At 44.3% G+C, this 12,578-nt stretch carries 13 protein-coding genes; 8 read left to right on the forward strand and 5 right to left on the reverse strand.

Features of this window, described 5'->3' with window-relative positions; translation table 11 throughout:
* Positions 1-12 precede the first annotated feature (12 nt).
* Positions 13-1,479, reverse strand: a complete 1,467-nt coding sequence (locus MKY10_RS02140; protein ID WP_042977174.1) for an ABC transporter permease — start codon at positions 1,477-1,479, stop codon at positions 13-15.
* 212 nt (positions 1,480-1,691) lie between these two features.
* Between MKY10_RS02140 and yclJ the strand changes: the two genes are divergently transcribed.
* The 4 genes from yclJ to phrC all read left to right on the forward strand — a co-directional run bounded on the left by yclJ (position 1,692) and on the right by phrC (position 5,200).
* Complete coding sequence (yclJ, locus tag MKY10_RS02145; RefSeq protein WP_003246532.1) at positions 1,692-2,375, forward strand: two-component system response regulator YclJ; 684 nt, start codon at positions 1,692-1,694, stop codon at positions 2,373-2,375.
* Positions 2,362-3,783: a two-component system sensor histidine kinase YclK gene (gene yclK, locus MKY10_RS02150; RefSeq protein ID WP_080348068.1), complete on the forward strand. Its 1,422-nt coding sequence runs from the start codon at positions 2,362-2,364 to the stop codon at positions 3,781-3,783. Before yclJ ends, yclK begins: the two co-directional genes overlap by 14 nt.
* Positions 3,784-3,945: 162 nt before the next feature.
* A complete protein-coding gene (rapC, locus tag MKY10_RS02155) occupies positions 3,946-5,094 on the forward strand; it encodes a response regulator aspartate phosphatase RapC (RefSeq protein ID WP_014475800.1) in 1,149 nt (382 codons plus the stop codon).
* The gene (gene phrC, locus MKY10_RS02160; RefSeq protein WP_003224994.1) at positions 5,078-5,200 is read left to right on the forward strand and encodes a phosphatase RapC inhibitor PhrC; all 123 of its coding nucleotides are present in this window, start codon (positions 5,078-5,080) and stop codon (positions 5,198-5,200) included. Before rapC ends, phrC begins: the two co-directional genes overlap by 17 nt.
* A 99-nt stretch (positions 5,201-5,299) precedes the next feature.
* On the opposite strand, the gene MKY10_RS02165 is transcribed toward phrC, so the two are convergent.
* The 3 genes from MKY10_RS02165 to MKY10_RS02175 all read right to left on the reverse strand — a co-directional run bounded on the left by MKY10_RS02165 (position 5,300) and on the right by MKY10_RS02175 (position 7,101).
* Complete coding sequence (locus tag MKY10_RS02165) at positions 5,300-5,389, reverse strand: YjcZ family sporulation protein (protein WP_015482794.1); 90 nt, start codon at positions 5,387-5,389, stop codon at positions 5,300-5,302.
* Positions 5,390-5,470: 81 nt separating this feature from the next.
* On the reverse strand, positions 5,471-5,584 hold the full coding sequence (locus MKY10_RS02170; protein WP_032678937.1) for a YjcZ family sporulation protein: 114 nt from the start codon (positions 5,582-5,584) through the stop codon (positions 5,471-5,473).
* A gap of 152 nt (positions 5,585-5,736) precedes the next feature.
* Positions 5,737-7,101 (reverse strand): aspartate kinase, encoded by a 1,365-nt coding sequence (locus MKY10_RS02175; protein ID WP_029726569.1) that lies wholly within the window; start codon positions 7,099-7,101, stop codon positions 5,737-5,739.
* 384 nt (positions 7,102-7,485) lie between these two features.
* On the opposite strand from MKY10_RS02175, the gene yclN reads away from it, so the two are divergent.
* The 4 genes from yclN to yclQ are packed head-to-tail and all read left to right on the forward strand — an operon-like array spanning position 7,486 to position 11,103.
* Positions 7,486-8,436, forward strand: a complete 951-nt coding sequence (gene yclN, locus MKY10_RS02180; RefSeq protein WP_014475804.1) for a petrobactin ABC transporter permease YclN — start codon at positions 7,486-7,488, stop codon at positions 8,434-8,436.
* Entirely contained in the window at positions 8,429-9,376 is a 948-nt protein-coding gene (gene yclO, locus MKY10_RS02185; RefSeq protein ID WP_015252820.1) for a petrobactin ABC transporter permease YclO, read from the forward strand. The genes yclN and yclO overlap by 8 nt, the downstream gene beginning before the upstream one ends.
* Positions 9,370-10,128: a petrobactin ABC transporter ATP-binding protein YclP gene (yclP, locus tag MKY10_RS02190; RefSeq protein WP_015252819.1), complete on the forward strand. Its 759-nt coding sequence runs from the start codon at positions 9,370-9,372 to the stop codon at positions 10,126-10,128. Before yclO ends, yclP begins: the two co-directional genes overlap by 7 nt.
* Positions 10,129-10,149: 21 nt before the next feature.
* The gene (yclQ, locus tag MKY10_RS02195) at positions 10,150-11,103 is read left to right on the forward strand and encodes a petrobactin ABC transporter substrate-binding protein YclQ (protein ID WP_015252818.1); all 954 of its coding nucleotides are present in this window, start codon (positions 10,150-10,152) and stop codon (positions 11,101-11,103) included.
* A 46-nt stretch (positions 11,104-11,149) separates the two neighbouring features.
* Here the strand turns inward: yclQ and MKY10_RS02200 are convergent, their stop codons facing one another.
* A complete protein-coding gene (locus MKY10_RS02200) occupies positions 11,150-12,568 on the reverse strand; it encodes an MDR family MFS transporter (RefSeq protein ID WP_003246604.1) in 1,419 nt (472 codons plus the stop codon).
* Positions 12,569-12,578: the final 10 nt, after the last annotated feature.

Below are 12,578 nucleotides of genomic sequence, written 5' to 3' on the forward strand. Positions count from 1 at the left end.
TTCCGCCTCTTTCTATTCCTGTTTTGTCAATATCGTTTTCGGATGAAGCCGCAGTACTGAAATTGACGGCAGCAATGTTGCAATGATTGCGATTAGGATGCCGATCCCGCCCAGAATAAGCATGTCGTTCATAGAAACCGCGACGTTCAGTGAATCGATAACGTCCACGTTTGATGAACTGTGGCCGAACATTCCGCCGCCCATGCCGCCACCGCCGCCGGGCATTTGTCCGCTTGCGGTTTGCGTTGAATCGGTTGATGAACTGATCTGCTGGGATAAAAGCTGATTTCCAAGCTGATTCGCGACGAGATTCCCCGTCACAGATGCAAGGCCGATAGCGATAACGGCCACAATCAGAATCTCAGTCAAGAACTGTCCAATCAATTTCCATCGTTTTTCACCGATGGCCATTAACACGCCCATTTCGTATTTGCGCTCCCTGATTGACATCATGACAATCAGGCCAAGGATGACGGCGCCTGCTACTGATACAAGATACACGACGTTTTTAGAGAAAGAAGCCACATTTTCAATCGGGCCGACCATTTGCTGGTAAAGCTGATCGTTTGTATTCAGTGTGTACGTATCGAAGTCAATTGATGTTTTCTTCGCTGCTTTTACGAAAGCATCCATATTTTTCGCGTCGTCCATATAGTAAACAGCTGAGTCAATCGTATTTTTATAGTCGTCGCCTTTCAGCGCCGCTGTTGCTGTGTAAGGTGTATAAAGCTTGTTATAAGGATTTAAGAAAGAGAAATTTTGGGCTTGGTCATCACCTGAAGATGTTGTTTTATAAATACCGACGATCTTCAGCTTTACTGTTGTATCCTCATCCGTTGCTGATTCAATTGTGATCGAATCGCCAACGCTTAAATCATTTTCTTCCGCTAATGTTTCGTTGATCACTGTTACTTTTTTGCCGACATCTGATTTTGTAATCGCGCGTCCGTCAGTGATTTTTGAATCTCCGTCAGAGAAGTCATCAACTAATGCTGTGCTGATGACACCTTCAATCGAAAGATCGGCTTGCACCATTTGCGGTCCGCCTTGTCCGCCGCCTTGACTGTTTTTAGCATTTGAGTTTGAACTGCTTGAGCTGGAGTCGCTTGAACTAGAGCTTGAGCTTTCAATCGCATCAAAGTTTCCCGCGTTGGCTGAAGCTGATGTGGTGTAATTGTAGCTCTTCACATGATCAAGCGCTGCAAGCTTATTCGCATCAGACACTTTGATCGGTGTGGATTCGAAGCTGCGTTTTTCACCGCTGTCCTGCTGTTTTTCCATTTGCTTTTGGCGGTCAACCTGTAGTGTCACGCTTCCGCCGAGTTCCTGTCTGGCCAGTTCGCTTGATTTTTGTGCTGCCGACTGGATGGTGAGGCCTGATAGAACAAAGACACATATGACTGTAAACACAAATAATTGCAATAACGTTTTTCCCTTTTTAGCCTTCATATTCCAAAAGGCCCGTTTGATAAAGTTCATTTATGTTCCTCCGTATAGGTATTTTTATTGATAAGACCGCCTCTGGGGCGCGTCCCCTTGCTGATAAATTAATAGTAGTCCAAAGGTATGAAAAAAATATGAACAATCTATTTCTAGTTGATGAAATAAAAACTAACAATTGTGAAACGCAAAACCTTCTGTTTAAAATGGTGCTATTATATAAAAAAGCATCAAAACAACCGGAGGATATAATGAAAATATTAATGATAGAAGATAATGTTAGTGTATGTACGATGACGGAGATGTTCTTTTTTAAAGAAGGTTTTGAAGCCGAATTCGTTCATGACGGGTTAGAAGGGTACCAGCGTTTTACGGAAGAAAATTGGGATCTAATCATTTTGGATATCATGCTTCCATCTATGGACGGCGTGACCATCTGCAGAAAAATAAGAGAGACAAGCACGGTGCCGATTATCATGCTGACTGCCAAAGACACTGAATCAGATCAGGTCATCGGTTTTGAGATGGGGGCGGACGATTATGTCACAAAGCCGTTCAGCCCGCTGACATTGGTTGCCCGCATCAAAGCCGTCATCAGAAGATATAAGGCGACAGGCAAAGCGGTTATTGATGAAGATATGATTGAAACGGAATGCTTTACCATTAATAAGAAGACGAGAGAAGTATTATTAAACGGAGAGCCTGTAGAAAATCTCACGCCGAAGGAATTCGATCTGCTTTATTACCTTGTCCAAAATCCGCGGCAGGTGTTCTCCAGAGAACAGCTGCTTGAGCAGGTATGGGGCTATCAATTTTATGGAGATGAGCGAACGGTTGACGTTCATATCAAACGGCTGCGGAAAAAGCTTGCCAGCGAGGACAAGCCTTTCCTGTATACTGTGTGGGGAGTAGGGTATAAATTTGATGAAGATTAAATATTTATATCAGCTGCTGCTAAGCCATATCAGCATTTTGATTTTAGCGTTTGTCATTATCATTTCTCTGTTTTCCCACTTTGTGAAGGAATTTGCCTATCAGAACAAAGTAGAGGAATTGACGTCATATGCGGTGCAGATTGCAAATGAATTCCAATCCGGCCAGGTGGACATGCGCAGGCTCTATCCTTATCAGGACATGTTAAGCACAAGAAAGACGCAATTTATCATCTTTAATGAAGAGCAGCAGCCTTATTTTCTTCCTGAAGGCTTTCATCACCCACCAAGGGAACAGCTGAAGAAATCAGAATGGAATAAGCTGAAAAAAGGGCAGACTGTCACGATCAGGGCAGATGGCCGTTTTGATGATGAAGTGTCCCTTGTGGCGCAGCCTATATTTGTTCAGAACGAATTTAAAGGCGCCGTTCTGCTGATTTCTCCGATCAGCGGTGTTGAACAGATGGTCAATCAGGTCAACCTCTATATGTTTTACGCTGTGATCAGCACGCTTGTGATTACGATTCTTGTGAGCTGGCTTCTGTCCAAATTCCATGTCAAGCGGATTCAAAAGCTGAGAGAAGCGACAGATAAAGTGGCTTCCGGCGATTATGACATCCATTTGGAAAACAGCTACGGGGACGAAATCGGCGTACTGGCGTCTGACTTTAATATCATGGCGAAAAAACTAAAGCAGTCAAGGGATGAAATCGAGCGCCTTGAGAAGCGGAGAAGGCAGTTTATCGCTGACGTGTCACATGAATTAAAAACACCGCTGACGACGATCAACGGTTTGGTTGAAGGGTTGAACAGCCATACGATTCCTGAGGATAAAAAGGATAAATGCTTCTCGCTGATCAGTGAGGAAACGAAGCGCATGCTGCGGCTCGTAAAAGAAAATCTGGATTATGAAAAAATCAGATCCCAGCAAATTACCTTGAACAAGCTAGACGTTCCTCTGATCGAGGTGTTTGAAATCGTGAAAGAGCACTTGCAGCAGCAGGCGGAAGAAAAACAAAACAAGCTGATGATCCAAGTAGAGGATCACGTCATCGTACATGCCGATTATGACCGGTTCATTCAAATTCTCGTCAACATTACGAAAAACAGCATCCAATTTACGCAAAACGGTGACATTTGGCTGCGCGGAATGGAAGGTTATAAAGAGACGATTATTGAAATTGAAGACACGGGTATCGGCATTCCAAAAGAGGATATTGAGCATATTTGGGAGCGATTCTATAAAGCAGATATTTCAAGAACGAACACAGCATACGGTGAATACGGACTCGGTCTCTCGATCGTCAGGCAGCTCGTTGAAATGCACCAGGGCACAGTAGAAATCAAGAGTGAAGAAGGGAAAGGCACAAAGTTCATCATCCGCCTTCCTTTAACGGCAAAACAGCAATAGCATACAGGGCGGCGCATCAACTGATGCATCCGCCTTTTTTGCACACCGCTTCGGTTTATTGCGTGCTCCCGAAAACAAAGATTGCGTGTTTTTCGGGTTGGGACGGTCTATAAACATGATAAAATATGACATAAACAGTTTTTGATGGGAGAGGGTGAAGGAATGAAGAGCGGGGTAATTCCTTCTTCAGCGGTCGGTCAAAAAATTAACGAGTGGTACAGATATATCCGGACATTCAGCGTGCCGGATGCCGAAGTGTTAAAAGCTGAAATCCAGCAGGAACTGAAACACATGCAGCATGATTCCAACTTGCTGCTTTATTATTCACTAATGGAATTCCGGCACCAGCTTATGCTGGATTATCTTGAGCCGTTAGAGAAATTAAATATCGAAGACCAGCCAAGCCTGTCTGAATTATCAAGAAACATTGACAGCAACCAGGCAGATCTCAAAGGGCTGCTCGACTATTACGTGAATTTTTTTCGCGGGATGTATGAATTTGATAAGCGGGAATTTATTTCTGCCATTACATACTATAAACAGGCGGAGAAAAAGCTCTCCTTTGTCGCAGACCATATTGAACGGGCTGAATTTTATTTTAAAATCGCGGAAGCTTATTATTATATGAAGCAAACGTATTTTTCATTGATTAATATAAAAAACGCCTATGAAATTTACGTGGAGCAGGAAACCTATAATGTGAGAATCATTCAATGCCATTTCGTCTTCGGGGTCAACCTGATGGATGAAAGAAATTTCGAACAAGCCGCACGCCATTTCAAATTAGCGCTCAATATGGCCCAAGCGGAACAAAAAGCCCAGCTGGTCGGAAGAGCATACTACAATCTCGGATTATGCTATTACAATCAAGACCTTCTAGACCCTGCCATTGATTACTTTGAAAAAGCGGTCTCCACGTTTGAAAGCAGCAGGATCGTCAATTCTCTCCCGCAAGCCTATTTTTTAATCACCCTGATTTATTATAAACAGGGAAAACATGATAAAGCTTCGGAATATCACAAGCGGGGCTATGAATATGCTAAAGAAACAGACGATGCAGACTATGCCGTAAAATTCGAGTTTTTGCAATCCCTATATCAGGATCAGCCCAATGAAGAAGGAATCGAACGATGTTTCCAGTACTTAAAAAATAAAAATATGTACGCTGATATAGAGGATTTAGCCCTAGAAGTAGCAAAATATTACTATGAACAGAAATGGTTTAAACTGTCTGCTTCCTACTTTCTACAAGTTGAAGAGGCAAGAAAACAAATACAAAGGAGTGAAGGTTTGTATGAAATTGAAATCTAAGTTGTTTGTTATTTGTTTGGCCGCAGCCGCGATTTTTACAGCGGCTGGCGTTTCTGCTAATGCGGAAGCACTCGACTTTCATGTGACAGAAAGAGGAATGACGTAAGAACAAGCCCCTTCTCATTAGCGAGAAGGGGTTTTTCTTTTCAAAAAAACACCGCAGGACATAGTCTTGCGGTGCCGCCTTCATGGAGATTACGTTTATTTAGTAGCCTCCTACAAATGCAGTTCCCACAATGATCAAGAGGATAAATAACACAACAATCAAAGCGAAAGAAGTTCCGTAACCTGACATTTTGTGCACCTCCTTGCGAGATGGCTTCAGCATATACTGCAAAACTGTGGCGGACAGGGTCCCGCAGAGACGGTCAGCAGCTTAGTAGCCGCCAACAAACGCAGCCCCTACGATAATTAAAAGAATAAACAATACAACGATTAAAGCGAAAGAACTGATGCCGCCGTAACCGCCGCCGTTAGAGTATCCTGACATAAGGTTTCACCTCCCTATGAAGGATACTATAAGATATGCTGAACCGATCCATTTGGCAGGGATAATAGTGGACAAGAGAAAAAATGAAGAATTCGGCTATATGAAGGTGATATAAAAAATAGCGGGCGCTGCCGCCCGCTATTTATGTACGATTAAGAGATCAGCACGCCCGCGAAAAATTCCTGGTATAACGCTTGGACGGCTTTTCTTTCTTCGGCTTCTTTTACGCCAAACATCATGCTCACTTCAGAAGATCCCTGATTGATCATTTCGATATTCACCTGTGCCTCTGATAATGCTTTGGCGGCTCTTGCCGTTGTACCGACATTGTGGCGCATCGCTTCCCCTACAACCATAATCAGGGCGAGATGATGCTCGACGATGACTTCATCGGCATGCAAATCCTCTTCGATCCGTTTGATGACGCTGCGTTCAGTGGCGGCATCCATTTGCCCCTGCCGTAAAATGATTGTCATGTCATCGATTCCCGATGGAACATGCTCATACGTCAAACCATGCTCCTCCAGGATGTGAAGGGCTCTGCGGCCAAAACCGATTTCTCTGTTCATGAGATACTTGCTGATATAAATGCTGCAAAAACCGGTGTCGCTGGCAATGCCGACGACAGGCCCGTTTGTGTTATCCCGCTTGCTGACGACGCGGGTGCCTTCGGCTGAGGGGTTGTTCGTATTTTTGATCTGAACAGGAATCCCCGCTCTGAATGCCGGAATGAGCGCTTCATCATGAAACACTGAAAAACCCGCGTAGGACAGCTCCCGCATCTCTCTATATGTCAGCTCGCTGATTTCCTTTGGATTCTCAACGAAGGACGGATTGACAGAATACACAGCGTCTACGTCTGTAAAGTTTTCGTACAAATCGGCTTGTAGTCCGTTGGCAAGAATCGAACCGGTAATATCAGAACCGCTCCGTGAGAATGTGATCACATCGCCATCCTTGCTGAATCCGAAAAAACCGGGAAAAATGATGAGTCCGTCACGTTCCCGAAGACGATAGAGGTTTTGATAGGATTCAGGAAGAACTTGCGCGTTGCCGGGTTCATTTGTCACAAAGAGGCCGACATCCTTCGGGTTTACATACTCCGCTTTGACGCCTTTATAGCGGAAATAAGCGGCGATCAGCTTGGCATTGTTATCCTCTCCGCTGGCCTTGACTGCGTCAAGGTATTGTTCGGGATTGCTTTTATCTCCTTCTAAAAGCGTAAACAGATCATCTCTGATTTTTTCGATAATGCCTTGCCCCAGCTGAAGCTCAGTGGCGATGAGAGCGTACCGTTCCACAACCGCTTCCGCCAGTTCAGGTGCGCTGCCTGATGCCAAATATTGTTCTGCACATGCGATTAAGAGATCAGTCACTTTTGTATCCTCGGCATAGCGTTTTCCCGGAGCTGAAACGACTACAGCTTTCCGTGCCGGATCTGAGGTAACGATGTGAAACACCTTGTCAAGCTGGGCGCCTGAAGCAAGTGAGCTGCCTCCGAATTTAACGACCTTCATGTTTACATCTCCTAATGTTTAAAATTTTCACACAAATTTAGTATTTATTATCTCTCTTTCAGTACTGTAAATCAAGGGGTAATTTCTTTCTGGAGAGAACATTTGTATTTTTCACGAGGAATAATGTCAGGTTTGCTGACCGTATACCTGCGTTATAAAGATAAATATGGTAAACAGCCTAACGTTTTGGGATGGAAAATGGTTAGAATGATTAGTAAAATTGATAAATGACTAGGTTAATATTTTTAAAGAATATTGACTAACCCTAGAAAAATGGTAATATGTAAATGATAATGATAATCAATTACTATATGGCCATATTGTTTTGAGTCCTTGCGGAGTAGGAGATACGTTCTTTTTGCTGTAAGGATGTAAGGAGGCAGCATGAAGCTACGTTACTTATTTATTCTACTTATCATATTAGCAGTCACATCTGTATTTATCGGTGTAGAAGATCTGTCGCCGCTTGATCTCTTCGATTTAAGCAAACAAGAGGCGTCAACGCTGTTTGCAAGCCGTTTGCCGCGATTGATCAGCATTGTCATTGCGGGATTAAGCATGAGCATCTGCGGTTTGATTATGCAGCAGATCAGCAGAAATAAATTCGTGTCACCGACGACGGCGGGCACGATGGATTGGGCGAGGCTCGGCATTTTAATTTCCTTGCTGCTGTTTACATCCGCCAGTCCTTTAATCAAAATGCTGGTCGCGTTTGTCTTTGCCCTTGCAGGAAATTTTCTGTTTATGAAAATCCTTGAAAGAATCAAGTTTAACGACACCATCTTTATTCCGCTTGTCGGTTTAATGCTCGGGAATATCGTCAGTTCAATCGCGACATTTATCGCATATAAATATGACTTGATCCAGAATGTGTCATCATGGCTGCAGGGAGACTTCTCTTTAGTCGTGAAAGGAAGATACGAGCTTCTTTATCTGAGTATTCCGCTCGTCATCATTGCCTATGTGTATGCGGATAAATTCACATTGGCCGGTATGGGTGAAAGCTTTTCTGTCAACCTCGGCCTCAAGTATAAACGGGTTGTGAACATCGGGCTCATTATCGTGTCCCTGATCACGTCTCTTGTCATTTTGACTGTCGGTATGCTGCCGTTTCTCGGTTTAATCATCCCGAATATTGTATCGATTTACAGAGGAGACAATCTGAAGAGCAGCCTGCCGCATACTGCGCTGTTGGGAGCAGTTTTTGTGCTGTTTTGCGATATACTGGGCAGAATCATTATCTTCCCTTATGAAATCTCGATTGGCCTGATGGTCGGAATCATCGGCAGCGGCATTTTCCTGTTTATGCTGTTAAGGAGAAAAGCCTATGCGTAACCAGATGAAAATAGCTTTGCTCGTTGGTTTAGCCATTGTATGTATTGGCTTGTTTTTGTTTTATGACTTAGGCAATTGGGATTACACCCTGCCGAGACGAATCAAAAAAGTCGCTGCCATTGTGCTGACTGGGGGAGCGATTGCGTTTTCGACCATGATCTTTCAAACGATTACGAACAACCGCATCCTGACGCCGAGCATTTTGGGCCTTGATTCTCTCTACATGCTGATTCAGACTGGCATTATCTTTTTGTTCGGTTCTGCGAATATGGTCATCATGAATAAAAACATCAACTTTATCATCTCTGTTCTGCTGATGATACTGTTTTCTCTTGTTTTGTATCAGATCATGTTCAAGGGTGAGGGGAGAAATATCTTTTTCCTTCTGCTTATCGGAATCGTGTTTGGCACGCTGTTCAGCAGCCTGTCTTCTTTTATGCAGATGCTGATTGATCCGAACGAGTTCCAAGTTGTGCAGGACAAGATGTTTGCCAGCTTTAACAATATCAATACGGATTTGTTATGGCTCGCGTTCATCATCTTCCTGCTGACAGGCGTTTATGTCTGGCGTTTTACAAAACTTTTCGATGTGCTGTCGCTCGGACGCGAGCACGCCGTGAATTTGGGTATTGACTACGACAAAGTGGTGAAGCAGATGCTGATCGTGGTTGCGATTTTGGTTTCTGTTTCAACAGCGCTAGTCGGGCCGATTATGTTTTTAGGCCTTCTGGTCGTCAACCTGGCGAGAGAATTCCTGAAAACATATAAGCATTCATACTTAATCGCAGGCTCCGTTTTCATCAGCATCATTGCGCTGGTCGGAGGGCAGTTTGTGGTTGAGAAAGTGTTTACCTTCTCAACGACGCTGAGCGTCATTATTAATTTTGCCGGCGGGATTTATTTTATCTACTTGCTGTTAAAGGAGAATAAATCATGGTAGAGGTCAGAAATGTAAGCAAACAATATGGCGGGAAAGTTGTTCTTGAAGAGACGTCAGTCACGATTCAAAAGGGCAAAATCACCTCGTTTATCGGTCCTAACGGCGCCGGCAAAAGTACGCTGCTGTCTATCATGAGCCGCCTGATCAAAAAGGATTCCGGCGAGATTTACATAGACGGACAAGAGATTGGAGCATGTGACAGCAAAGAGCTTGCCAAGAAAATGAGCATTTTGAAGCAGGCGAACCAAATCAATATCAGGCTCACGATCAAAGACCTCGTCAGTTTTGGCAGGTTTCCGTACTCACAGGGCCGGCTGACAGAGGAAGACTGGGTTCATATCAACCAGGCGCTTAGCTATATGAAGCTGGAAGACATTCAAGACAAATACTTGGATCAGCTGAGCGGCGGACAGTGCCAAAGGGCATTTATCGCCATGGTGATTGCCCAGGACACCGATTATATCTTTCTGGATGAGCCGTTAAACAACCTGGATATGAAACATTCAGTTGAAATTATGAAACTGCTGAAACGTCTGGTGGATGAGCTGGGAAAAACGATCGTGATCGTCATTCACGATATCAATTTTGCTTCAGTCTATTCTGACTATATCGTCGCTTTGAAAAACGGCCGAATCGTTAAAGAAGGACCGCCTGAAGAAATGATAGAAACATCAGTGCTTGAGGAAATCTACGATATGACCATCCCGATTCAGACGATTGATAATCAAAGAATAGGTGTTTATTTTTCTTAATATATAGAAGAGGTGAGGAGCATGAAAAAGTTCGCGTTACTATTCATCGCTTTGGTCACTGCCGTTGTCATTTCTGCATGCGGAAACCAAAGCACAAGCAGCAAAGGTTCTGATACAAAGAAAGAACAAATCACAGTGAAACACCAGCTCGACAAAAACGGCACAAAAGTACCGAAGAACCCTAAAAAAGTTGTCGTATTTGACTTTGGAAGCTTAGATACATTAGATAAACTAGGACTTGATGATATAGTAGCGGGCCTGCCGAAACAAGTCCTTCCTAAATATCTGTCCAAATTCAAGGATGACAAATACGCTGATGTCGGCAGCTTAAAAGAGCCAGACTTCGAGAAAGTGGCAGATTTAGACCCTGACTTGATCATTATCTCAGGAAGACAATCTGAGTCTTACAAAGAATTCTCTGAAATTGCGCCGACAATTTACCTTGGCGTAGACACAGCGAAGTATATGGAATCATTTAAGTCTGACGCAGAAACAATCGGTAAGATCTTCGATAAAGAAGATGAAGTGAAGGATGAACTCGCAAAAATCGATCATTCAATCGCAGATGTAAAGAAAACGGCTGAAAAGCTTAACAAAAACGGTCTCGTCATCATGGCGAACGACGGGAAGATCAGCGCATTCGGTCCTAAATCAAGATACGGCCTGATCCATGACGTGTTCGGCGTGACACCGGCTGATAAAAACATCAAAGCGTCTACTCACGGACAAAGCGTTTCTTACGAGTACATTTCAAAAACAAACCCGGATTACCTGTTTGTCATTGACCGCGGTACAGCGATCGGTGAAACATCATCTACTAAACAAGTCGTTGAAAATGATTATGTGAAAAATGTAAACGCAGTGAAAAATGGTCATGTCATCTACCTTGATTCTGCTACTTGGTATTTATCAGGAGGCGGACTTGAGTCTATGGCGCAAATGATTAAAGAAGTGAAAGACGGTTTAGAAAAGTAAAACCAAAAAGAGCCTCCGCTAAATAGCGGGGCTCTTTTTTTGTTAATCAGCGTGCCGGCTGCTGTTCGGCAGGGCGCTGAGGTTTCTTTAATGTGAATGAGAGAAGGAAGCCGACAAGTGCAATGACGGCAGCCACTATAAAAGCGGCGTTCATGCCGTGCAGGGCGGCGTGCTTCACATTTGTCGTGCCTGCATGTGCCGCCTGGTTGCTCATCACGGAAACCAATAGTGCGGTTCCGATCGAGCCGCCGACTTGGCGAATCGTGTTGTTCATCGCAGTTCCGTGCGGAATCAAGTGGCGCGGCAGCGCGTTGATTCCGGCTGTTGTCACCGGCATCATGATCATGGCGGTGCCTAAGAGACGAACGGTGTATAAAACGACAATCCAAGCGAGTGACGTATGGTCAGTCAGCTGCATAAACGGCAGAGATGTCAGGAAGATGATGCAGAAACCGGCAATCGCCAGCCCTCTTCCGCCGACACGGTCAAAAATTCTGCCGATAATCGGCGACATAAAGCCCATCACAACGGCTCCCGGCAGGAGCATAAGCCCTGTATCAAAAGCTGTGACGTCTCTGACATTTTGTGTATAAAGCGGCAGGATGGTTTCCGTACCGATCAATAATGCAAAGACGAGGGTTCCCAGCAGTGTTGTTAAGCTGAAAACGCCAAACGTGAAGACGCGGAATTCCAGCATCGGTTTTTTAAGCTTCATTTGTCTTGTGATAAACAAGAGCAGCGCGATGACACCCACCAGCAGTGAAATCAAGACGGTTGAACTGGACCAGCCATAAGAGCCGACGCTTGAGAAGCCGTACAGAAGGCCGCCGAACCCAAATGTTGAAAGGATGACTGATAAAATATCAATCTGTGTTTTTCTTAAAGTCGTCACGTTTTTCATCAGGATGCTGGCAAGAATCAAATCAATCACAGCAAACGGAAGAATAATATAAAACAATGATCTCCAAGAGAAAGCTTCGACAGCCCATCCGGAAAGAGTCGGTCCGATCGCAGGCGCGAATGAGATGACCAATCCGACCATACCCATAGCCTGGCCGCGTTTTTCAATCGGAAAGATTGTCAGGAATACAGTCTGCATGAGCGGCATCATAATGCCGGCTCCGGCCGCTTGAATGATACGCGCTGTCAGCAGAACCGGGAAGTTCGGCGCGAACGCTCCGACGACTGTTCCGGCAGTGAAAATGCTCATTGCTGTGATGAGCAGCGCCCGGCTTGTGAATTTCTCAATTAAAAACGCGGTAATCGGAATTAAAATCCCGTTGGTTAACATAAATGATGTGGTCAGCCATTGTGCTTGGTTGGCATCGACATTGAAATCCCTCATGATATGGGGAAGTGCGGTAATCAACAATGTCTGGTTCAAAATCGCCACAAACGCTCCGGCTAACAAAATGCCGACAATGACAGAACGGTTAAAAGGTTTTTGTTCAATACTTGTGTTCAATACATATCCC

It is taken from the genome of Bacillus sp. FSL P4-0290, assembly GCF_037975435.1.
Classification (GTDB): domain Bacteria; phylum Bacillota; class Bacilli; order Bacillales; family Bacillaceae; genus Bacillus; species Bacillus subtilis.

Bases quoted from the DNA above. Each gene is read 5' to 3' on its own strand.
- MKY10_RS02175 (WP_029726569.1), bottom strand. From the start codon at position 7,101: ATGAAGGTCGTTAAATTCGGAGGCAGCTCACTTGCTTCAGGCGCCCAG.
- MKY10_RS02165 (WP_015482794.1), bottom strand. From the start codon at position 5,389: ATGTCAGGTTACGGAACTTCTTTCGCTTTGATTGTTGTGTTATTTATC.
- yclO (WP_015252820.1), top strand. From the start codon at position 8,429: ATGCGTAACCAGATGAAAATAGCTTTGCTCGTTGGTTTAGCCATTGTA.
- yclN (WP_014475804.1), top strand. From the start codon at position 7,486: ATGAAGCTACGTTACTTATTTATTCTACTTATCATATTAGCAGTCACA.
- MKY10_RS02140 (WP_042977174.1), bottom strand. From the start codon at position 1,479: ATGAACTTTATCAAACGGGCCTTTTGGAATATGAAGGCTAAAAAGGGA.
- rapC (WP_014475800.1), top strand. From the start codon at position 3,946: ATGAAGAGCGGGGTAATTCCTTCTTCAGCGGTCGGTCAAAAAATTAAC.
- phrC (WP_003224994.1), top strand. From the start codon at position 5,078: ATGAAATTGAAATCTAAGTTGTTTGTTATTTGTTTGGCCGCAGCCGCG.
- yclJ (WP_003246532.1), top strand. From the start codon at position 1,692: ATGAAAATATTAATGATAGAAGATAATGTTAGTGTATGTACGATGACG.
- yclQ (WP_015252818.1), top strand. From the start codon at position 10,150: ATGAAAAAGTTCGCGTTACTATTCATCGCTTTGGTCACTGCCGTTGTC.
- MKY10_RS02170 (WP_032678937.1), bottom strand. From the start codon at position 5,584: ATGTCAGGATACTCTAACGGCGGCGGTTACGGCGGCATCAGTTCTTTC.
- yclP (WP_015252819.1), top strand. From the start codon at position 9,370: ATGGTAGAGGTCAGAAATGTAAGCAAACAATATGGCGGGAAAGTTGTT.